This is a genomic window from Streptomyces purpurogeneiscleroticus, from assembly GCF_020024005.1.
Taxonomy (GTDB): Bacteria; Actinomycetota; Actinomycetes; order Streptomycetales; family Streptomycetaceae; genus Streptomyces; species Streptomyces purpurogeneiscleroticus.
Genome location: NZ_NHSG01000179.1, coordinates 1 through 21,319 on the forward strand (window position 1 = coordinate 1; position 21,319 = coordinate 21,319).

19 protein-coding genes and 1 pseudogene are annotated in these 21,319 nt (G+C 73.5%); 7 read left to right on the top strand and 13 right to left on the bottom strand.

Going from position 1 to position 21,319, the window contains the following annotated elements:
* A pseudogene (locus CCS38_RS11260) lies at positions 1-422 on the bottom strand (DNA-binding protein); the annotation flags it as partial.
* 169 nt (positions 423-591) lie between these two features.
* Between CCS38_RS11260 and CCS38_RS11265 the strand changes: the two are divergent.
* Positions 592-1,638 (top strand): hypothetical protein, encoded by a 1,047-nt coding sequence (locus CCS38_RS11265; protein WP_223733088.1) that lies wholly within the window; start codon positions 592-594, stop codon positions 1,636-1,638.
* Between the two features lie 44 nt (positions 1,639-1,682).
* Here the strand turns inward: CCS38_RS11265 and CCS38_RS11270 are convergent, their stop codons facing one another.
* The 4 genes from CCS38_RS11270 to CCS38_RS11285 form a co-directional block, all read right to left on the bottom strand.
* Positions 1,683-2,708 (bottom strand): ABC transporter substrate-binding protein, encoded by a 1,026-nt coding sequence (locus CCS38_RS11270; RefSeq protein ID WP_223733089.1) that lies wholly within the window; start codon positions 2,706-2,708, stop codon positions 1,683-1,685.
* A gap of 72 nt (positions 2,709-2,780) precedes the next feature.
* The gene (locus tag CCS38_RS11275; protein WP_223733090.1) at positions 2,781-3,605 is read right to left on the bottom strand and encodes an ABC transporter ATP-binding protein; all 825 of its coding nucleotides are present in this window, start codon (positions 3,603-3,605) and stop codon (positions 2,781-2,783) included.
* Positions 3,602-4,696, bottom strand: a complete 1,095-nt coding sequence (locus tag CCS38_RS11280; protein ID WP_223733091.1) for a FecCD family ABC transporter permease — start codon at positions 4,694-4,696, stop codon at positions 3,602-3,604. Before CCS38_RS11280 ends, CCS38_RS11275 begins: the two co-directional genes overlap by 4 nt.
* A complete protein-coding gene (locus CCS38_RS11285; protein ID WP_223733092.1) occupies positions 4,693-5,724 on the bottom strand; it encodes a FecCD family ABC transporter permease in 1,032 nt (343 codons plus the stop codon). The genes CCS38_RS11280 and CCS38_RS11285 overlap by 4 nt, the downstream gene beginning before the upstream one ends.
* A 139-nt stretch (positions 5,725-5,863) precedes the next feature.
* On the opposite strand from CCS38_RS11285, the gene CCS38_RS11290 reads away from it, so the two are divergent.
* Complete coding sequence (locus CCS38_RS11290; RefSeq protein WP_223733093.1) at positions 5,864-6,493, top strand: HAD family hydrolase; 630 nt, start codon at positions 5,864-5,866, stop codon at positions 6,491-6,493.
* On the opposite strand, the gene CCS38_RS11295 is transcribed toward CCS38_RS11290, so the two are convergent.
* Positions 6,466-6,765, bottom strand: coding sequence for a hypothetical protein (locus CCS38_RS11295; RefSeq protein WP_223733094.1), 300 nt, complete (start codon positions 6,763-6,765; stop codon positions 6,466-6,468). The two genes, CCS38_RS11290 and CCS38_RS11295, sit on opposite strands and share 28 nt — an antisense overlap.
* A 181-nt stretch (positions 6,766-6,946) precedes the next feature.
* Here CCS38_RS11295 and CCS38_RS35520 point away from each other — a divergent pair, with 181 nt between their 5' ends.
* On the top strand, positions 6,947-7,330 hold the full coding sequence (locus tag CCS38_RS35520; protein ID WP_031056479.1) for a cold-shock protein: 384 nt from the start codon (positions 6,947-6,949) through the stop codon (positions 7,328-7,330).
* A 76-nt stretch (positions 7,331-7,406) separates the two neighbouring features.
* Here CCS38_RS35520 and CCS38_RS11305 read toward each other — a convergent pair whose 3' ends face one another.
* From CCS38_RS11305 to CCS38_RS11320, 4 genes are all read right to left on the bottom strand, one after another.
* Positions 7,407-8,258: a 1,4-dihydroxy-6-naphtoate synthase gene (locus CCS38_RS11305; RefSeq protein ID WP_223733095.1), complete on the bottom strand. Its 852-nt coding sequence runs from the start codon at positions 8,256-8,258 to the stop codon at positions 7,407-7,409.
* Positions 8,255-8,983 carry a futalosine hydrolase gene (locus tag CCS38_RS11310; protein WP_223733096.1) on the bottom strand — a complete coding sequence of 243 codons (729 nt, stop codon included), beginning with the start codon at positions 8,981-8,983 and terminating at the stop codon, positions 8,255-8,257. Before CCS38_RS11310 ends, CCS38_RS11305 begins: the two co-directional genes overlap by 4 nt.
* Before the next feature lie 29 nt (positions 8,984-9,012).
* Entirely contained in the window at positions 9,013-9,528 is a 516-nt protein-coding gene (locus CCS38_RS11315; RefSeq protein WP_030254491.1) for a hypothetical protein, read from the bottom strand.
* Between the two features lie 106 nt (positions 9,529-9,634).
* Positions 9,635-11,056 (bottom strand): MFS transporter, encoded by a 1,422-nt coding sequence (locus CCS38_RS11320; protein ID WP_223733097.1) that lies wholly within the window; start codon positions 11,054-11,056, stop codon positions 9,635-9,637.
* A 397-nt stretch (positions 11,057-11,453) separates the two neighbouring features.
* On the opposite strand from CCS38_RS11320, the gene CCS38_RS11325 reads away from it, so the two are divergent.
* The gene (locus tag CCS38_RS11325) at positions 11,454-12,503 is read left to right on the top strand and encodes a DUF3027 domain-containing protein (protein ID WP_223733098.1); all 1,050 of its coding nucleotides are present in this window, start codon (positions 11,454-11,456) and stop codon (positions 12,501-12,503) included.
* 261 nt (positions 12,504-12,764) lie between these two features.
* A complete protein-coding gene (locus CCS38_RS11330) occupies positions 12,765-15,947 on the top strand; it encodes a sacsin N-terminal ATP-binding-like domain-containing protein (protein ID WP_223733102.1) in 3,183 nt (1,060 codons plus the stop codon).
* 3 nt (positions 15,948-15,950) lie between these two features.
* Here the strand turns inward: CCS38_RS11330 and CCS38_RS11335 are convergent, their stop codons facing one another.
* Positions 15,951-18,362, bottom strand: coding sequence for an HAD-IC family P-type ATPase (locus CCS38_RS11335; protein WP_223733099.1), 2,412 nt, complete (start codon positions 18,360-18,362; stop codon positions 15,951-15,953).
* A gap of 41 nt (positions 18,363-18,403) precedes the next feature.
* Positions 18,404-18,685 (bottom strand): DUF2530 domain-containing protein, encoded by a 282-nt coding sequence (locus tag CCS38_RS11340; protein ID WP_223733100.1) that lies wholly within the window; start codon positions 18,683-18,685, stop codon positions 18,404-18,406.
* Positions 18,686-18,928: 243 nt separating this feature from the next.
* Here CCS38_RS11340 and CCS38_RS11345 point away from each other — a divergent pair, with 243 nt between their 5' ends.
* The gene (locus CCS38_RS11345) at positions 18,929-20,401 is read left to right on the top strand and encodes an NCS2 family permease (protein ID WP_223733101.1); all 1,473 of its coding nucleotides are present in this window, start codon (positions 18,929-18,931) and stop codon (positions 20,399-20,401) included.
* A 15-nt stretch (positions 20,402-20,416) separates the two neighbouring features.
* Here CCS38_RS11345 and CCS38_RS11350 read toward each other — a convergent pair whose 3' ends face one another.
* Complete coding sequence (locus CCS38_RS11350) at positions 20,417-20,605, bottom strand: hypothetical protein (RefSeq protein ID WP_030254468.1); 189 nt, start codon at positions 20,603-20,605, stop codon at positions 20,417-20,419.
* A gap of 142 nt (positions 20,606-20,747) precedes the next feature.
* Here CCS38_RS11350 and CCS38_RS11355 point away from each other — a divergent pair, with 142 nt between their 5' ends.
* Positions 20,748-21,185: a MarR family winged helix-turn-helix transcriptional regulator gene (locus CCS38_RS11355; RefSeq protein WP_030254464.1), complete on the top strand. Its 438-nt coding sequence runs from the start codon at positions 20,748-20,750 to the stop codon at positions 21,183-21,185.
* The last annotated feature ends 134 nt before the right edge of the window (positions 21,186-21,319 follow it).

Consider the following 21,319-nt stretch of genomic DNA (forward strand, 5'->3'; position numbering starts at 1 on the left):
GGGGTGAGCAGTTCGCGGGCGGTACGGACGAGCCGGAGGCGGTCGTCGGGGCCCCACACGAGGGCCTGGGCGCGGAGCGCCGCCAGCGCGTCCGGGAGGCGCCTGCGGACGGCTTCCTGCAGCGCCGAGTCCGTACCGGGTGCCTCCTCGTCGCCCGTCATCAGCCCGGCGAGCGTGTCGTACGGGCAGGGGTCCGGTGCGACGGCCAGCGCCTCGGCCGTCTGCAGTGCGAAGGCGTCCAGCCGTTCCACGGCGCGGACCACGGAGGCGCGGGTGCCGGCGCGGGTGGCGAGCTGCGTGAGATCGCCGGGGACGGGGTTCAGCAGGTCGGGACGGGACCGCAGCAGAGCGGACAGGTCGTCGTCCGGCCGGTTGCGCAACTCCTCGGCCAGCGTGCGGGGGGACGGATGGCTGCCGCTCATTCGCCCCACGTTACCGCCTGAGCGCGGACGGGCCGACGGTCACGGGCCCGGCACCGGCGTCCGGTGCCTGTGGAAAACCGGTGTCCGGCGCCTGTGGAAAAGCGCGGCATCCGCCGCGCGCGGGGGTACCGTCGGAGCGGCGGAAATCGGCCTGGCGCAGGGGTGTTCGGTGGGGATCGAGAGTGATCAGCTGGTCTTCGACTATCTGAGCCGGGTCGGGGACCTGGCGCAGGGACGGGGACTGACGGCCAAGCAGCGGATGCAGCTGGTCGCGCGGCTGCGGACGGAGATAGACGCGAGACGGGCCCGGGGCGGCGGCGACGTCAAGCGCATCCTCGCGCGGCTGGGCACGCCGGAGGCGGTGGTGACCGCGGCGGTGAACGGCGGGGAGCCGGTGCCCGAGGAGCCGCCCGGCGGCGCGGCGGAGCGGAAGTCCGGCGCGCTGCCCTCGCTGCTGAAGCGGCCGGGCAGGTCGGTCGCGCTGCCCTCGCCGCGGAGCGGCGCGCAGCCGATGGTGCCTCAGCAGGGGGCCGCGCCGCCGCATCTGGCGGGCCTGGACGAGCTGGGCGACCGGGACGCGACGGACGAGGAGGAGCCGGACTGGTGGCGGGTGTCGGCGGAGCCGTACGCCGCGGGGGAGACCGTGCCGGGGTTCATCGGCGGGATCGAGATCGCGGAGATACGGCGGCCGCCGGAGACCGACGAGGAGGACGAGGCAGAGGCCGCTGTTGAGGACGCGGGGCCGCGCGGGCTGCCGGGGGTGCTGAAGAAGGCCACGGGCAAGGTCCTGCCGTGGCGGCGGGACGCGGCGGCCGTGCCGGCCGCGGAGCCGGCCGAGAAGGCGGAGGAGGCCGGTGAGGCGGTCGCGGCGCCGCGGCCGAAGCCGAGCCCGGTACTGCTCCTGGCGGTCGTGCTGCTGGTCGCGGGCGCGGTGATCGGCAGCTGGCTGGCGCTGGCCGCGGGCTGGCTCGTCGCGTACTCCTCGCGCAAGCTCTCGCGCGCCGAGGCGAAGTTCGCGGCGCTCGGCGTGCCCGGGCTGGTGTGCGGCTCGGTGCTGGTCTGGCTGTGGGGCCGGTTCGCGGGCAAGTGGGGCGACCCGCTCGCCCAGGGCCAGCTGGGTGCCGAGCTGACCGACGCGCTGCCGGTGGTCGTGCGCGTCGCGGCCGTCGCCTCCGCCGTTTTCCTGGTGTGGCGGATGCGGCGACGGCCGCGCTGAGCAGCCTCCGGAAGGCTCAGCCGGAGGCTCTTACTTGGTCAGGTCTACTTGGTCAGGTCCTTCTTCAGCTCGTCGAGGATCTTGTCGGCGGCGGTGTAGCCGATGCCCTGGAGCCAGAGCTCGTCGTTGACGCGGAAGGTGTTGCCGCTCTTCACGGCCTTCATGTTCTTCCACAGGGCGCCGCCGGTGACCTGGCTCTCCTTGGACTTCTCGGGGCTGCCGTAGGCCGTGTAGAAGATCGCGTCCGCGTCGGCCCGGGTGATCTGCTCGGGCCCGATCTCGGTCATCAGGCCGTCCTTGGCGTTCTTCACCACATCGGTGGGCGCGGTGCCGATGTCGTCCAGGACGCTGCCGATGTAGCTCTCGCAGCCGTAGACGCGGGTGTCGGCGCCCTCGACGAAGCGGACGACGTTGGTGGTCTTCTTCGCCGCCGCCCCGGCGCCGCCGAGCGCGTCGGTGACCTCCGCCGCGTGCTTCTCGTACGCGGTGGCGACCTTCTTGCCCTCCGGGATCTTGCCGAGCGCGTCGGCGTGGGTGGCGAAGTTCTGCTTCCACGGGTAGCCGGTGGTCTCGGTCATCACCGTGGGGGCGATCTTCTTCAGCTGGTCGTAGCGCTGAGCGTCGCGGATCTTGCTGGTGAGGATGAGGTCCGGCTTCAGCGCCGCGACCGCCTCCATGTCGGCGGACCCGATCGTGCCCACGTCCTTGATGCCCGCGACCTTGTCCTTGGGCAGGTACGAGAGGAAGCCGGACTCCACGTCGGCGTGGGTGGCGCCCACCGGCTTCACGCCCAGGGTGAGCGCGGAGTCCAGCTCGGCGGTGTCCAGGACGACGACGCGCTTCGGGTCGGCGGGGACCTTCACGTCGCCCATGGCGGTCGGCACGGTGTGCGCGCCGTCGGCCGGCTTCGCCCACGTGGTCTTGGGCTGGGTGGGGCAGTCGGTGGCCTTGAAGGAGCCGCCGGCGCTGTCCTTGGAGCCGGTGGCACCGGTGGCGCCGCAGGCGGTCAGGGTGACGGCGGCCGCGGCCAGCACGGTGGCGGTACGGAGGGTGCGGGAGAAAGTGACCATGAGAGGACCTTTCGGAGGTGAGCGGAGGGAAGGCTCCGGAGCGGACGGGGAGACCGCCCGGGGCGGGGACGGTCAGCCGCCGGCGGGGGACTGCCAGGGCCGGCCGGGTACGACCAGCGGGGAGCCGGTCACGGGGTCGGGGACGACGACCGAGTCGAGGCCGAAGACATCGCGTACCAGGTCGGCGGTGACGGTCTCGGCGGGCGGGCCCTGGGCGATGATCCGCCCGGCCTTCATCGCCACCAGGTGGTCGGCGTAGCGCGCGGCCTGGTTCAGGTCGTGCAGCACGGCGACGACCGTGCGGCCGCGCTCGTGGTTCAGCTGGCGTACCAGATCCAGTACCTCGACCTGGTGGGAGATGTCGAGGTACGTGGTGGGCTCGTCGAGCAGGAGCAGTTCGGTCTCCTGCGCGAGCGCCATCGCGATCCAGACGCGCTGCCGCTGGCCGCCGGAGAGCTCGTCGACGGGCCGGTCGGCGAGGTCGGCGATATCGGTACGGGCCATCGCCTCGGTGACCGCGCGCTCGTCCGCCTCCGACCACTGCTGCCACCAGTGCTGATGCGGCTGGCGGCCGCGCGCGACCAGGTCGGCGACGGTGATCGCCTCGGGCGCGACCGGCGTCTGCGGCAGCAGGCCGACGGACTGGGCGATCTTCTTGGTGGGGATGCGGGCGAGGTCCGTACCGTCGAGCAGCACCGCGCCCGCGCGCGGCTTCAGCAGCCGTCCCAGGGCCCGCAGCAGGGTGGACTTGCCGCACGCGTTCGGGCCGACGATGACGGTGACGGCGCCGTGCGGCACGTCCAGGTCCAGCCCGTCGACGACGGTCCGGTCCTCGTAGGCGAGGGTCAGGCCGCGCGCGGTGAGCCTGCTCGCGGTGCGGTCGCCGGTGGTGGTCACGCTGTTCCTCCCGCGGCACGGCGCCGGACGCTGTGCCCTCTCACGAGCAGATAGATCAGGTACGGGGCGCCGATGGCCGCCGTCAGCACGCCGACCGGCAGCTCGGTCGGCGCGAAGAGCATGCGGGCCGGCAGGTCGCCGAGGACCACGACGCACGCGCCCAGCAGCGCCGAGCACAGCAGCGGTATCTGTGCCGTACGGGTCAGCCGGCGGGCGATCTGCGGCGCCAGCAGCGCCACGAAGTCGACCGGGCCCGCGGCCCCGGTGGCCAGCGCGGCCAGCAGGACGCCGAGGGTCGCGAGGCCGAGCCGGGTGCGCCCCAGCCGTACGCCCAGCGCCGTCGCGGTGTCGTCGTCCATCGAGACGGTGCGCTGCGCGCGGGCCGCCCACAGCACGAAGGGGATCAGTACGAGCAGTGCCCAGGCGAGCGGGACGGCCTCGGCCCAGCCCCGCCCGTTGAGCGAGCCGACCATCCAGACCTGGGCCTTCTGCGCCACCAGGTAGTCGCCCTTGGTCAGGAACAGCTGGGTGACCGAGCGCAGCGCGACGGCGAAGCCGATGCCGATGAGGACGAAGCGGGTGGCGTGCAGGCCGCCGCGCCAGGCGAAGACGTACACCAGTACCGCGGCGAGCAGGCCGCCCGTGACGGACAGGTACGGCAGTACGGCGTAGGAGCCGACGCCGAAGGTCATCGCGCCGACGGTCAGCGCGCTCGCGCCCTGGGTGATGCCGATGATGTCGGGGCTGGCGAGCGGGTTGCGCGCGATGGTCTGGATGAGCGCGCCGGCCACGCCGAAGGCGGCGCCGGCCAGCAGCCCGACGCAGAGCCGCGGCAGCCGCAGCGTGCCGACCACCAGCTCGTGCGGCGAGGGCTGCCCCAGTACGACCTTGAGCACCTCACCGGGCGGCACGGAGCGCTCGCCGAGCGACAGGTACGCGACGCAGGCGGCGGCCAGTACCGCGAGGAGTACGGCGGCGACGGCCGTGGCCCGCCGGTGGATCAGGAACGCGGCCTTGCCGGCGCGCAGCAGCGCGTATCCGGCGGGGCGTATCGCGGGGGGAGCGGCGGGCGCGGGAGCGGCGGAGGTCATGCGGCCACCGCCTTCCGCCGCACGAGGGCGACCAGGAACGGGACGCCTATCAGGGCGGTCATCACGCCGGCGGGCACCTCCGAGGGCGGGAAGAGGAGCCGGCCCACGGTGTCGGCGATCAGCACCATCACCGGGCCGAGCAGCGCGGCCATCGGCAGCACCCAGCGGTGGTCGCTGCCGACCAGCGCGCGGGCCAGGTGCGGCACGGCCAGGCCGACGAAGGCGACCGGTCCGGCCGCCGCGACGCCCGCGCCGGTCAGCACGGCGGCGCCCAGCCCGCCCACGATCCGTACGGTGGCGACCTTCTGGCCGAGTCCTTTGGCGACGTCCTCGCCGAGCGCCAGGGCGTCCAGGCCGCGCGCGACGGCCAGTACCAGTACCGCGCCCACCAGCAGGAACGGCCAGATCTGGGCGGCCACCGCGGCGTCCCGGCCGGTCAGCGAGCCGACCTGCCAGAACCGGAACTCGTCCAGCGCGGCGGACTTGGTGGTGAGCACGGCCATGGTCACCGCGACCAGCAGCGCGTTGATCGCGGCGCCGGCCAGCGCGAGCTTGACGGGGGTGGCGCCGCCGCGGCCGCGCGCGGCGATCGCGTACACGAAGACGGCCGCGAGCGCGGCACCCACGAAGGCGGTGCCGACATAGCCGGAGAGCGAGTGGACGCCGGCGAAGGCGATGGCCAGGACCACGGCGGCCGAGGCGCCCTGGCTGATGCCGAGGATGCCGGGGTCGGCGATGGGGTTGCGGGTGATGCCCTGCATCGCCGTGCCGGCCAGCGCGAGCGCGGCGCCGACCAGCAGCCCGACGAGGGTGCGCGGCAGCCGGAGGAAGAGCACGACCTGGGCGGCCTCACTCTCCCCGCCGTACAGCAGCGCGTCGATCACCTGGCGCGGCGGGAAGGCGCGGCTGCCGACCGCGAGGGAGAGGAGCACCGCGAGCAGCAGGGCGAGTGCCGCCGCGGCAGTCCAGCAGATGCGGCGTCGCACCAGAGGGCTTCTGGAGCTGCCGGCCAGGGCGACTGACGACATCGGTTCCATTTCGCGGGAGCGCAGTGTTCAGATGGGTACGTACGCAGCCGTGCGGAGTCGTACGCCTGCAGAGGATGAAGGTAAGGCTACGCTAAGTGTACGGAATGTGGCCCTCAGGACCAGAGGCACAATGGGTGCCATGGCCACGCATACCTTGACGGTCGGATTCGACCTCGACATGACCCTGATCGACTCCCGTCCGGGCATCAAGGACGCCTACGCCGCGCTCTCCGCGGCCACCGGTACGTACATCGACACCGACCTCGTGACCACCCGGCTCGGGCCGCCGCTGGAGCAGGAGATCCGCAACTGGTTCCCCGAGGACCAGGTCGCCGAGATCGCCGACCGCTACCGCGCGCTCTACCCCGAGCACGCCATCACCGGCACGCTCGCCATGGAAGGCGCGCGCGAGGCGATCGAGGGCGTACAGCGCCTCGGTGGCCGCGCCATCGTCGTCACCGCCAAGTACGAGCCCAACGCCAAGCTGCACCTGAAGCACTTGGACATCCACGCGGACGCGGTCGTCGGCTCGCTGTGGGCCGAGGGCAAGGCCGAGGCGCTGCGCGAGTACGGCGCGAGCATCTACGTGGGCGACCACACCGGCGACGTGCGCGGCGCACGGGCGGCGGGCGCGCTCTCGGTCGCGGTGGCCACCGGGCCGTGCTCCGAGGAGGAGCTGCGGGCGGCCGGCGCGGATGTCGTACTGCCGGGCCTCGCCGCCTTCCCGGCCTGGCTGGAGGGCTACCTCGCGGACGCCTCGCGCGGCTGAGCCGACGCCTCGCGCGCCTGGCGGCGCTGGGCCGCGACCGAGCGCAGCACACCGGCGGCGGCGATCAGGAAGCCCGCGCCCATGAGCATGCACATCCAGTAGAAGACCCAGGGCAGTGGGTCGGACCCGAGGAAAAGGGGCGCCATCGTCGCGAGCGTGGCGAAGGCGCCAATAAGGAACACGATCGCGCCGATCCGGACGAGCAGGTCCCCGGCGCGCGGACCTTCGGGAGTCGCCGGGGTCGCACCCCGCACGGAAGGATTGTCAGACACACGACCAGGGTAAGTCCCCGGCCGGAAGCGCTGAGGAACCACCCGGCGACGTCTTGTCACCAGGCCCCGGACCATTAGCCTTGGGTAGCGGCGGGTCGCAGACCCGCTGCACTGCTATCCAGAGCTGTTGTGTGCGCAGCTACCCCAAGTTTTCCCGACGAGTACGAGGACGAGGACAGACGTGCCTACCGGCAAGGTCAAGTGGTTCAACAGCGAGAAGGGCTTCGGCTTTCTCTCCCGCGACGACGGCGGTGACGTCTTCGTGCACTCTTCGGTGCTGCCCGCCGGCGTGGACGCACTCAAGCCGGGCCAGCGCGTCGAATTCGGCGTGGTGGCGGGCCAGCGCGGTGACCAGGCGCTTTCGGTGACCCTCCTCGACCCCGCGCCATCGATCGCGGCAGCCCAGCGGCGCAAGCCCGACGAGCTCGCGTCGATCGTGCAGGACCTCACGACGCTCCTGGAAGGCGTCGCGCAGCAGCTGGAGCGCGGGCGCTATCCGGACAAGGCACACGGCGGCAAGATCGCGGGCATGCTGCGCGCGGTCGCCGACCAGCTGGACGTCTGAGCAGGACCGAACATCCGAACAGGGCGCAACGGACGTGCCCCCGCGGTCTCCCGCGGGGGCACCCGTCATACGAACGTCATACGAACTTCAGCGCGTCCGGCGCGAGGGGCGGTACGAGCCCCTCGGCCGCGGCGCGGGTGAGCAGCCCGCGCACCGCCGCGTAGCCGTCCTCGCCCAGGTCCGCGCTGAACTCGTTCACGTACAGCCCGATGTGCTGGTCCGCGACGGCCGGGTCCATCTCCTGCGCGTGCTCCAGGACGTAGTCGCGCGAAGCCTCGGGGTCGTCCCACGCCATGCGTACGGACGTGGTGATCGTGCGGGCCAGCTCGCGCAGCCGCTCCTCGCCCAGCGACCGCTTGGCGATGATCGCGCCGAGCGGGATCGGCAGCCCGGTCGTGGTCTCCCAGTGCTCGCCCATGTCGGCCAGGCAGGTCAGACCGAAGTTCTGGTACGTGAAGCGGGCCTCGTGGATGACGAGCCCCGCGTCGACGAGCCCGTCCCGCACGGCGGGCATGATCTCGTCGAACGGCAGGACCTTGACCTCGCCCACGCCGCCGGGCACCTGGTCCGCGGCCCACAGCCGGAACAGCAGGTAGGCCGTGGAGCGCTCGCTGGGCACCGCGACCGTACGGCCCGCCAGGTCCGCCGGGGCGGCCGCATCCTTGGTCAGCACGAGCGGGCCGCAGCCGCGGCCCAGCGCGCCGCCGCAGGGCAGCAGCGCGTACTCGTCCAGGACCCAGGGCAGTTCGGCGTAGGACACCTTCAGGACGTCCAGCTCGCCGCGCTCGGCCATGCCGTTGGTGAGGTCGATGTCCGCGAAGGTGACCTCGGGCGCCGGGGCGCCGGGGACCTTGCCGTGCGTCCACGCGTGGAAGACGAACGTGTCGTTCGGGCAGGGCGAAAACGCGATCCTGAGCGCCTGGCTCATGGCGTGCTCCTTGCGGACAGGGCTCGCGGCAGATCGGCGAAGGCGGCGGTGAGGGCGGCGAGCGCCTCCCCGATCCGCCAGGCGGCGCGGTCCCGCGGGCCGACGGGGTTGGAGATCGTACGGAGTTCCAGCACCGGTACGCCGTGCGCGGCGGCGGCCTCGGCGACGCCGAAGCCCTCCATCGCCTCCGCGAGCGCGCGCGGGTGGCGGGCCGCCAGCTCCTGGGCGCGGGCCGTGCTGCCGGTGACGGTGGAGCCGGTGAGGACGGTGCCGGGCAGCGCGCCGGTGGCCGCGGCGACGGCCGCCACGAGGTCCTCGGGCGGGCGGTGCGTGTCCGTACCGAAGCCGAGCGCGGTGACCGGCAGGAAGCCGTCGGGGGACTCGGCGCCGAGGTCGGCGGCGGCGATCTCGTCTGCGACGACGAGGGCGCCGACCGGTGCGGCGGGCTGGAAACCGCCGCCGATACCGGCGGAGACGACGAGATCGTAAGAGCGGCCGCCGAGTGCGGCAGCGGTCAGCGCGGTGGCGGTACCGGCCGCGGCGGCCGCCGGGCCCACGCCCGCGGCGACGGCGTCGAGGACGTACGGGCCCGCAGGAGATTCGTGCTGCCCTGCGCGGTGCAGCTCGAAGCCGCCCGGTACGGGGATGCGCTCGGGCCGTCCCGCCGTCGCGGCGGTGACCGCGTCGCGTTCGGCGGGGACGGCGGTGACGACCAGGATGTGCATCAGGGGACCGGGCGGCTCAGGAGCGGCACTCAGGACGAGGCGCGGTTGAGCTTGATGTTCCAGATGCCGGTGTACTTGCCGCCCTTGGACGTCATGATCGAGATCGTCGTGGAGTCCGACATCTGGCGGGTCTGCTGGTTGTAGAAGACCTGGTCCCCGTCGATCGAGGTGTAGGTCTGCTTGCTGAGGCTGGTCATCGGCATGCCGTTCGACATCGCGATCCACCCCTGCTCGGCCATGTCCGGCTCGACGCCGAGGCGCACCTTGTCACCGGGGTGCACGGTGAGCGTCTGGTCCGGCTCGGAGGTCAGGCACTTCTCGAACTTCGCCTGCTCCGCCTTCTTCTTGGCAGTGAGGTCGCCGAGGGTCTTGCCGTCCTCGTAGCACGAGGCTTCAGCGGTGACGGTGTCCTGGCCGGCGGTCACGGTGGCCCGCGGCGTGGGCTGGTCACAGGCGGAGAGGACGAGCAGTCCCAGGGACACGGCGCCCGCGGCGGCGGCGGCACGGCGGCCCTTGCCCCGGAGCGAGGAGGAGAACGCGGTCATGCGGGCAGGCTATCTGGCCGCCGGGCCCGCACGTCGCCGGGGTACGGTGCGCGCTGCTTCGTGTGCCGCGGGTTACGCCACGCGGGCGCGTGCGGCGCGCCGTGCATCACGCCACGCGGGCGCGCGCCGCACCACCGTGGCGGTCCGCCGTCAGCAGTCCCCGCACGGTCATGGCGGCCGCCAGGGCCAGTACCGCCGCGGCCACCGCCAGCCCCAGCACGCCGTGCAGCGGCAGCGCGATGCCCAGCCCGCCGCCCACCACCCACGACAGCTGCAGCACCGTCTCGGACCGCGCGAACGCGGACGTCCGGAACGACTCCGGCACGTCCCGCTGGATCAGCGCGTCCAGCGACAGCTTCGCCAGCGCCTGGCACAGCCCGGCCGCCGCGGCGGTGGCGGTCACCACCACGCTCGCCAGTACGGCGTAGAAGGCGGCCGCGGTGGCCGTGACGCCCAGGGCCAGCGCCAGCACCACCGCGATGATCACCTCCGGGCCGCGGGCCCGCAGCCAGGCCCCGATCGCGGTGCCCAGCGCGTTCCCGGCGCCCGCCGCGACCGCCACCAGCCCCAGCGACAGCGCCGGACTCAGCCCGCCCAGCGGCTGCTCGCGCAGCAGGAACGCCAGGAAGAAGATGAGAAAGCCGGAGAGCGCACGAAGTGCGGCGTTGGCCTGGAGGCCGTGCAGGACGGAGCGGCCGACCGTCCGCAGCCCGGGCCGGGGGCGCCGGCGCCGCTGCCCCGCCGCCAGCGGAGCCGGCGCCTCGCCCCGGGCCGAGTCCACCTTGTGCGGCAGCGTGAAGGACAGGAACGCGCCCACGCCGAACACCACGCACGCGCCGTACAGCGGCCAGGCCGGGCCGAGCAGATGCAGTCCGGCACCCAGCGGGGCCGCCACGCCGGTGGCGAGCAGCCCCGCGAGGGTGACTCTCGAATTGGCCTTCACGAGCGAGAAGCGGTGCGGCAGCAGTCTGGGCACCACCGCCGAGCGCACCACGCCGTACGCCTTGGAGGACACCAGCACGCCGAGCGCGGCCGGGTACAGCTCCAGCCCGCCGGTGGCCACCGCGCCCGACATGGTCAGCGCCAGCACCGCGCGGGCCAGCATCGCCCCGGCCATCGCGGCGCGCCGGCCGTGCGGCACCCGGTCCAGCAGCGGCCCGACGACGGGCGCGAGGAGGGCGAAGGGGGCCATGGTGACCGCGAGATACAGGGCCACCCGGCCGCGCGCCTGGTCCGTGGGGACGGAGAAGAAGACCGTCGAGGCGAGCGCGACGGTGATCAGCATGTCGCCCGCGGAGTTCACCGCGTGCAGCTCGATCAGCTTGCCGAGGCCCGACTCGCCCGCGCCGTGCGCGTGTGTCGCCCGGCGGATGCCGCGCCCGGTGGCGGCGAAAGGCCGGCGCACCGCGGCCCCGGCAGTCCGGCACGCGCGGCCCGCGCGCCCCGCGGCCCGGCCCGCGCCACGGACCGGGCCGCCTCTGCCCTTGGTCGATGCCCTGGCGGCGGCCACGTCGTCATACTGCCCCAAACGCTGCCTCAACTCGCCCAACTGATGGCAGTTTCCATGAGTTTCAATGGGTTTCCATGGGGCCCTGCCCGGGTTCTGCGGGCGTGGCGGAGGGGCCCGTGGCGGCTGCCGGTGACATTTGCCGCTCCCGCCGGGGGGTCGTACACGATTGAAGGGGTAGCGTGTGTAGCGCGCCACCGGCGGTCGCTCTTGGCCGCGCGCCTTGCCACGATCCCGCAGAATGGTTCGTAGAGACGCGCTGCTTCTGGAGGGCTGATCGGGCGCGGACGTCGACGCGGTCCCCAGGTCCGCTCCGCCCGCCCCGGCCCGTCGGTCGTCCGGACAGGATCAGGACGGCTCCGGCCGGCGCGCTCGTGAGACGGCGTGGAAGAGAGAATCGATTCTTGTGAGTGCTGCGATGCGAAGCCGTACGCCCGACCGCCTCTGCGCCGAGGCCGTCGAACTCGCCCGTGAGGCGGCCGAGGAGGCCGCCCTCCCGGGCATGGTCGGTGAGCACGTCGACGCCGTGGCCGACGGGGACCGGGTCGTCACCCATTTGTTCGAATGCCGGGAGCCTGGGTACCGAGGCTGGCGCTGGGCCGTGACGGTCGCCCGTGCCTCCCGCGCCAAGGTCGTCACGCTCGACGAGTCGGTGCTGCTGCCCGGGCCCGACGCGCTGCTGGCCCCGGAGTGGGTGCCGTGGAGCGAGCGGCTGCGCCCCGGCGACATGGGCCCGGGCGACCTGCTGCCCACGGAGGCGGACGACCTGCGGCTGGAGCCCGGGTTCGCCGCCGACGAGACCTTCGGCGACAACGGCGGCGTGGGCGTGTCGCCGGTCGCCCCCGGCTCGCCGGACGCCGCCGCGGCCGGCCCCACGGCGGCGGACCTCGCGGACGCGGCACGGGCCGCGCAGCAGGGCGACGGGGCCGCGGACACCACGCGGGCCGACGAGGCCGCCGAGGCGGCCAGGGGCCCGCTCGCCGAGCTGGCCGAGGCCGAGGACGCGGACGTGCTCGCCGGCACCCCCGCGCACCAGGCGACGGCACCGGCCCGCGGCAGCATCGCCGCGGTCGCCGAGGAGCTGGGCATGGGCCGCGCCCGGGTGCTCTCCCGGTACGGCCTGCACACCGCGGCCGACCGCTGGGAGGAGGCGTACGGCGCCAAGACCCCAATGGCCCAGGCCGCCCCCGCCGCCTGCATGAGCTGCGGTTTCCTTGTACCGCTCGCCGGCTCGCTGCGGCAGGCGTTCGGCGTCTGCGCGAACGAGTTCTCCCCGGCGGACGGCCGGGTCGTCTCGCTGGCGTACGGCTGCGGCGGGCACTCCGAAGCCGCCGTGATGCCGAAGCCGCCGCGCCCGGCGCCGCCGGTCATCGACGAGACGGTCGTCGAGCCGATGCCGCTCCGCCCGGACCGCACGAGCGGCTCGGTCTCCGAGGGCGAGCCGGCCGAAGAGCTCGGCCACAGCTGATACCGGCCGGGGCCCGGCCACAGCCGGGCCCGAAGGGCCACCGCGCCACCGCTGACGCCTGCCCGGCCTCGTTCACGGCCTGGCCGGATCGGCGTGTCGTACCCCGGCCGGATCCGGGGCACCCGAGGCGGAAGAATGACACGTGAAGCCGCCGCTGGGCGGGAAGCTGTGTGCGAGGGAGCAGTCGTGAGCCGTAGGGCGACCGTCCACAATCCCGTCGATGGTGCGGACCCCTTCGGAGCCGCCCGGTTGCGGCGGGGCGTGCTGGACGCCTGGGCCGGCTCCCCGGCCAGGTTCCGGGAGGACGCCAATGCCGAGGAGGACCTCGCGCTCGGCGGCTACCGCGACCGGCTCGTGGTCGAGCTGGCGCAGAACGCGGCGGACGCGGCGGCACGCGCCGACGTCCCCGGGCGGCTGCGGCTGACGCTCCACCCCGGCCAGGACGGCGAGCACGCCGTGCTCGTGGCGTCCAACACCGGTGCGCCGCTGGACGCCACGGGCGTCGAATCGCTCTCCACCCTGCGCGCCTCCGCCAAGCGGGACAGCGACGCCTCGGCCGGCGCGGTCGGCCGCTTCGGCGTCGGCTTCGCTGCCGTACTGGCGGTGAGCGACGAGCCGGCGGTGGTCGGGCGGACCGGCGGGGTGCGCTGGTCGCTGGCCGAGGCGCGCTCCATGGCCATGGACGTCGCGGCCCACAGCCCGGGCCTGGGCAGCGAACTGCGGCGCCGCGAGGGCCACGTACCGCTGCTGCGGCTGCCGCTGCCCGCCGAGGGCACGGCGCCGGAGGGGTACGACACCGCGGTGGTGCTGCCGCTGCGGGACGGCGCCGCCGAGGACCTGACGCACCGTCTGCTGACCGCTGTCGACGACGCGCTGCTGCTGACCCTGCCGGGGCTGGCCGAGGTGGTGATCGAGACTCCGGAGGGCGTACGGGAGCTGCGGCGCGGCGCCGACGGCCCGTACGTCGTCGTCGAGGACAGCGCGCGCGGCACGGCGCGGTGGCGGGTGGCCACCGACGGCGGCCCGCTGGAGCCCGCGCTGCTGGCCGACCGCCCCGTCGAGGAGCGGCTGCGGCCCGCCTGGTCGGTGACCTGGGCGGTGCCGGTGGACGCGGAGGGCGAGCCGGTACGCCCGGCCACCGCGCCCGTCGTGCACGCGCCGACCCCCACGGACGAGCCGCTCGGCCTGCCCGCGCTGCTCATCGCCTCGTTCCCGCTGGAGCCGACCCGCCGGCACGTCGCGCCGGGCCCGCTCGCCGACTTCCTCGCCGAGCGCGCCGCCGACACCTACGCCACGCTGCTGCGCGACTGGGAGCCGGTCTCCGTCGGGACCATCGACCTGGTGCCCGGGCCGCTGGGCAAGGGCGGCCTGGACGGCGAGCTGCGCCGGCTCGTGCTGGAGCGGCTGCCCCGCGTGCCGTTCCTGCCCAGTGCCGGGACGGGCGCCGCGCTGCGCCGGGAGGCCGACCGCGCGCTCGGCACGTGGCCGGAGGCCGACGAGCCGGCGGGCACCGAGCCCGAGGGCCCGTACGTGCTGCGCCCCGTCGAGGCCGAGCTGGCCGAGGGCGCTGGCGCCGAGACCGTCGCCGTACTGGCCGAGCTCTTCCCCAGCCTGCTGCCCGCGGGCCTGGAGCGGCGGCCCGAGCTGCGCGCGCTGGACGTGGCCCGGGTACCGCTGGGCGAGGTCATCGACCGGCTGGCCGGAGTGGAGCGCACGCCGTCCTGGTGGCGGCGGCTGTACGAGTCGCTGGCCGGGACCGACCCGGACCGGCTCAGCGGCCTGCCCGTTCCGCTCGCGGACGGGCGCACGACGATCGGGCCCCGCCAGGTCCTGCTGCCGGTCCGCGAGGACCGGCCGGACACCGAGGCCCGGCACCGCACCCTGGCCCGGCTCGGCCTGAAGGTCGCGCACCCGGACGCGGTGCACCCGCTGCTGGAGAAGCTGGGCGCGGTGCCCGCCACGCCGCGCGCGGTGCTGCAGACCCCTCAGGTACGCGCCGCGGTCGCGCATTCCCTGGAGGCGGCCGAGGACGAGTACGACGTCTTCGACGAGGAGACGGCGGGCGGCCCCGGCGGCGCCCTGAGCGGCGAGGAGCTGGCCGAGGCCGTGCTCGGGCTGGTCCGCGACGCCGGTCTCGCGCCGGGCGACGAGCCGTGGCTGGGCGCGCTGGCGCTGCTCGACGAGGACGGCGAGCCGGCCCCGGCCGGGGAGCTGGTCTACCCGGGCAGCGCGTTCGAGCGGGTCATCCGGTCGGGCGAACTGGCCTGTGTGGACGAGGAGCTGGCGGCCCGCTGGGGCGAGCAGCCGCTGACCGCCGTGGGCGTGCTCGCCGACTTCGCGCTGGTCCGCGCCCAGGACGTGGTCCTGGACCCGGACGAGCTGGAGCCCCGCGACGGCGACTTCGCCGAGCCGGACGACGTCGGCCTGCTGGACGCGGTCGACGTCTGGTGCGAGGACGTCCTCGACGGCCTGCCCGAGACCCCCGTACCGCCGGTCGCCACCGAGATCGTCGCCGTCCGCGACCTCGATCTGGTCGACGACGACGCCTGGCCGCAGGTGCTGGCCATGCTCTCGCGGCCGCCGCTGCGCGACGCGCTGACCGCCCCGGTACGCGTACTGCTCCCGGACGGCACGACCGAGTCGGTGCGCCCGTACGCCGCGTGGTGGCTGCGCGGCCACCCCGTCCTCGACGGCCGGCGGCCCGCCGGGCTGCGCTCCGCGGGCGGCGATCCGCTGCTCGCGGGCCTGTACGAGGCGGCGGACGCCGGTGACGTGGACGCCCAGGTGCTGCGCGCGCTGGGCGTACGGACCTCGGTCGCGGCCCTCCTGGACGAGCCGGGCGGCGCCGCCGAGCTGCTCGCCCGGCTGGCCGACGAGGACGCCGAGGTGACGGCCGCTCAGCTGCACGCGCTGTACGGCGAGCTGGCCGGGCTGGACCCCGAGCAGGTCACGCTGCCGGACGAGCTGCGGGCCGTGGCGGGCGACGCGGTGCGGGTGGTGGACGCGGCCGACGCGGTCATCGCGGACGCGCCCGACCTGCTGCCGCTCGCCGGGGAACTGCCGCTGTTGCCGGTCGGTCCCGTACGCGCCGCGTCTCTGGCCGAGCTGCTCCAGGTACGGCGGCTGAGCGAGGAGTTCCCCGCGGAAGTACGCAGCGAGGGCACGGTACGCGAGGTGCCGGACGCGGTACGCGCGCTGCTCGGCCCGGACACGCCCGGTACGTACGTGGAGCACGACGAATTGCTGGTGGCCATGGACACCGGGGACACCGAGCTGGACTGGCGGCGCGCCGCCGACGGCACGGTGCACGCGGCCACGTTCGAGGGCGTGGCGGCCGGGCTGGCCTGGGCCACCGGCCAGTGGCCGCGCCGCTTCGAGGTGGCGGCCCTGCTGGAGGACCCGACGCGCACGGAGGAACTGGCCCGGGCCCGCTGGTTCGACTGACCGTCAGGCGGTGGGCCGCCGCCCCACCCACCGCCACGCGCCCTCAAGGGCGATTCCGGCGGCCGTGGCCATCCCCACGGCCGCCCACGGCATCGTCGTCCCGACCAGCCGGAGCTGGAAGAACGTCTGCAGCCACGGCGTCACGAGGACGACGAGGAAGCCCGCGCCCATCGCGAGGACCAGGCCGATCCGCCACCACGTGTACGGCCGGGCGATGATCGCCAGTACCCAGAGCGCGGTGAGGAACAGCGTCAGCGTCGCCGCGCTCGTCTCGGACTGGAGGGCGTGCGGCCCCGAGTAATGGCCGCGGGCCAGCAGGTACATGGCGAAGGCCGCGGCCCCGGTGATCAGCCCGGAGGGGATCGCGTACCGCATGACGCGCCGTACGAAGTGCGGGCGCGCCCGCTCCTTGTTGGGCGCGAGAGCCAGGAAGAAGGCCGGTACGCCGATCGTCAGCGTGGACAGCAGCGTCAGATGGCGCGGCAGGTACGGGTACGGGATCTGCCAGCAGGCGACGAGCAGCGCGAGCAGGACCGAGTAGACCGTCTTGGTGAGGAAGAGCGTCGCGACGCGGGTGATGTTGCCGATGACGCGGCGGCCCTCGGCGACGACCGCGGGCAGCGCCGCGAAGCTGTTGTCCAGCAGCACGATCTGGGCGACCGCCCGGGTCGCCTCGGAGCCGGTGCCCATCGCGACGCCGATGTCGGCGTCCTTCAGGGCCAGTACGTCGTTCACGCCGTCGCCGGTCATCGCGACGTGGTGGCCGCGCGACTGGAGGGCCGTGACCATGCCGCGCTTCTGCTGGGGCGTGACCCGGCCGAAGACCGTACCGTCCTCCAGCGCCCCGGCCAGCGCTTCCTGCTCCGCGGGCAGCCGGCGCGCGTCCACCGGGCTGTGCGCGCCCGGCAGCCCCAGTTCGGCGGCGACCGCGCCGACCGAGACGGCGTTGTCGCCGGAGAGCACCTTCGTGCGGACCCGCTGCTCGGCGAAGTACCGCAGCGTGTCGGGCGCGTCCGCGCGCAGCCGCTGGGCCAGGACGACCAGCGCGGTGGGCGTGAGGTGCTCGGTCACGGCGGGGTCGGCCGGCTCGCGTTCCGCGCGGGCCAGCAGCAGGACGCGCAGGCCGCGGGAGTTGAGGCCGTCGGTCTCGGCGAGCGTGCCGTCGCCCTCCGGGAGCAGCACGTCGGGGGCGCCGAGCAGCCAGGTCGAGCTCTCGCCGTCGGGCCCGTTGAGGGACGCGCCGCTGTACTTGCGGGCGGAGGAGAACGGCAGCGACTCCGTGCAGCGCCAGCCGTCGTCCGCCGGGTACGCGTCGATGACTGCCTGCAGCGAGGTGTTCGGCCGTGGGTCGCACTCGCCGAGCGCGCCGAGCACCTGCCGTACGTACTCCTCGTCAGCGCCGTGCAGCGGCCGCAGCTCGCTGACGTCCATGCCGCCCTCGGTGAGCGTCCCGGTCTTGTCCAGGCAGACCACGTCGACGCGGGCCAGGCCCTCGATGGCGGGCAGCTCCTGGACCAGGCACTGCTTGCGGCCGAGCCGGATGACGCCGATGGCGAAGGCGACCGAGGTGAGCAGCACCAGGCCCTCGGGGATCATCGGGACGATGCCGGCGACCATCCGGCGGACCGCGTCGTCGCCCGCCATGTTCAGCGTGAAGAGGTGGCTGAGGACGAGGCCGACGGCCGTCGGGACCATCATCCAGGTGACGTACTTCAGGATCATGCTGATCCCGCTGCGCAGCTCGGAGTCGACGAGGGTGAAGCGGGACGCCTCCTCGGCGAGCTGCGCCGCGTAGGCCGCGCGGCCGACCTTCGTGGCGGTGAAGGCGCCGCCGCCCGCGACCACGAAGCTGCCGGAGAGCACCGGGTCGCCGGGCCGCTTCGGTACCGGGTCGGCCTCGCCGGTGAGCAGCGACTCGTCGATCTCCAGCCCGTCCGCCTCGGCCACCTCGCCGTCGACGATCACCTTGTCGCCGGGCCCCAGCTCGATGAGGTCGCCGAGGACGACTTCAGAGGAGTGCACCTCGGTGGCCGTGCCGTCGCGGCGTACGGTCGGCCGGGACTCGCCGATGACGGCGAGCCGGTCCAGCGTCCGCTTGGCGCGCAGCTCCTGGATGATGCCGATGCCGGTATTGGCGACGATGACGAAGCCGAAGAGGCCGTCCTGGATCGGGCCGATGACCAGGATGACCGCGAAGAGGACGCCGATGATGGCGTTGAAGCGGGTGAGGACGTTCGCGCGGACGATGTCGACGGCGGAGCGCGAGGACCGTACGGGAACGTCGTTGATCTCGCCGCGGGCCACCCGCTCCGCGACCTCGGCGGCGGTCAGCCCGCCGTGGGCGCGCGGGGGCGCCGTGGCGGAGTACTCGGCTGCGGACTGTGGGGGCTGAGGGGGCTGCGCCCGTTCCGTCATGCGTCCGACGCTACGGGCCGGACGCCCGGTTCACCCGGCTATCAGGCGTCCGGTGTGGCCGCGGCGGCGTTGCGCCTGGCCGCCGCGTCCCGCTTGATGGCCGCGTCGCGCCGGCGCACGTACCAGACGCCGAGGAGCCCGAGGAGGCCGCCGGCCAGGCACGTCCACACCCACCACGTGTGCCCCTCGTCGGCGAACCAGCCGTAGAAGGGGAGCTGTGCCAGGAAGAGGACGAACCAGATGACGGTGCCGCCGGTGATGGTGGCGACGACGGGCCCCTCCAGGGGAGCGGGTGCCTCGCGCAGTTCGGACTTCTTCCACATACGGGCAAGCTTACGGCGGTCGGCCGACCGCCTGTGTGCGGCACCTCTCCGAGCCCCTGCGCCCCAGCCGCCACAAGGGTCTACGCGCGGAGATAGCGATCAACGATTTGTTGTTTCATACTGAACCGTTCCCGATCTGACCGGTTTCTGTCGTCTGATAGAACAAAGCTGATCCGATCGTTGTGTGGTCCGGGTCCCGGACCGCCGCGCCTCCCGAGGCCCGTACCACTGAGGTCACCACCCATGCCCACCCCGGCCACCACCCAGGCCGACGCCGATTCCCCGTCCGGCGCCACGCCCGAGCCCAAGAACGGTCTCGACCGCTTCTTCCAGATCTCCGCACGCCGCTCCACGGTCTCCCGTGAGCTGCGCGGCGGTCTGGCCACCTTCTTCGCGATGGCCTACATCGTGATCCTCAACCCGATCATCCTGGCCGGCGGTCAGGACATGAACGGCCACCACCTGGACAACGCCCAGCTGGTCACCGCCACCGCGCTGGTCGCGGGTGTGACCACCGTCCTGATGGGCGTCATCGGCAACGTCCCGATCGCGCTCGCCGCCGGTCTGGGCATCAACGCGCTGGTCTCGCTCCAGCTCGCGCCCAAGATGACCTGGCCGGACGCGATGGGCATGGTCGTCTGGGCCGGCATCGTGCTGATGATCCTGGTCGCCTCGGGCCTGCGGCAGCGCGTCATGGACGCCATCCCCAACGGGCTGCGGCGCGCCATCGCCATCGGCATCGGCCTCTTCATCAGCCTCGTCGGCCTGGTCGACTCGGGCTTCGTCAGCCGCAACCCGGACTCGGCGCACACCACCGTGCCGCTCGCTCTGGGCACCGGCGGCCAGCTCCAGGGCTGGCCGGTGCTGGTGTTCGTGCTCGGCCTGGCGCTGATGTTCGTCCTGACCGTCCGGAAGATCAAGGGCGCGATCCTGATCGGGATCGTCGTCATGGCCGCCGTCGCGATCGTCATCAACACCCTCGCGGACCTCCCGGACAGCGCCTGGGGCCTGGCCGTGCCGAAGATCCCGGACGCGGTCATCGGCAGCCCGGACTTCGGCCTGGTCGGCGACATCAGCCTCTTCGGCGGCTTCGAGAAGGTCGGCCTGCTGACCGGCTGCCTCTTCGTCTTCACCGTGCTGCTCTCCGGCTTCTTCGACGCGATGGGCACGATCATCGGCGTCGGCGAGGAGAGCGGGCTGGCCGACAAGAACGGCCAGTTGCCGCGCATGGGCCGCATCCTGATGCTGGACGGCATCGGCGTCGCGGGCGGCGGCCTCGGCTCCTGCTCGGCCAACACCTGCTTTGTTGAATCGACCGCGGGCGTCGGCGAGGGCGCCCGTACGGGCCTGGCGAACGTGGTCACCGGCGGGCTCTTCCTGCTCACGCTGGTCTTCACCCCGCTCGCCACGGTCGTGCCGTCGCAGGCCGCCACGCCCGCCCTGCTCGTCGTCGGCTTCCTGATCATGGCGTCCAACGTCCGCGAGATCGACTGGAGCGACTTCACCGTCGCGATCCCGGCGTTCCTGACGATCGTCTCGATGCCGTTCACGTACAGCATCACCACCGGCATCGGTGTCGGCGTCCTGGCCTTCATCCTGCTGCGCGCCGCGACCGGCCGCTTCAAGGAGATCCCCTGGCTGCTGGACGTCGTCGGCGTCTGCTTCCTGGTGTACTTCCTGCTCGACCCGATCGAGCAGGCGCTGGGCCTGAAGTAGCGGCCGGCGGTTCCGTCATATCGGCGGAGCGGCGTAGAACCGTTCCGTCTCCTCGACCGACGTCGCGAAGCGTTCGTCGAAGTCCTCGCGCATGAGCGTCCGGATCACGTAATCCTGGACGCTCATGCCGCGTTTGGCGGCGTGCTGTCCGATGCGCTCCAGAAGCTCACCGTCGATGCGCAGGCTGAGCACTCTCGATCCCATGCGGCCAACAGTCCCCGCAGGAGCGGCCTCGCGGTGTCACTTTCCGGAAACGACTCACTCATTTGGGTGATGAGTGGCTGATGCAAGAAGACCGGCGACTCTCGACTTTCTTTAGTTAGAGTAATGAGTTACGCTAACAAACATGCCGGAACTGCCCCTCGGCGACGACGCTGCCGCCGTGAACGCGCTGCGATCCGCCGTCATGCGCCTCTCCCGCCGGATCAAGCACCAGCGGGTCGATGAATCGCTCAGCCCCACCGAGATGTCGGTGCTGGGCACCCTCGCGCGCTGCGGCACCGCCACCCCCGGCGAGCTGGCCCGCAAGGAGCACGTCCAGCCGCCGTCGATGACCCGCATCGTGGCGATGCTCGAAGCCAAGGGACTGGTCCGGCTGGAGCCGCACCCCGACGACCGGCGCCAGAAGGTCGTCACGCAGACCGAGCAGGCGGAGGCGATGCTCGACGAGAGCCGCCGCCGGCGCAACGTCTGGCTGACCGAGCTGGTCTCCGGCCTGGACGAGGACGAGTGGGCCACGCTGCGGGCCGCCGCGCCCGTACTGGAAAAGCTCGCGCACCTGTGAGTTCCCGCACGCCCGCAGTTCCCGTGCCGCCACCGACATGAAGCCACCGACACAGCCACCGACCGCCGAGGAGGCGAACCCACTTTGAGTACGGGATCCGGAACAGATTCCGCCCCCGCACCTGACCCCCACAA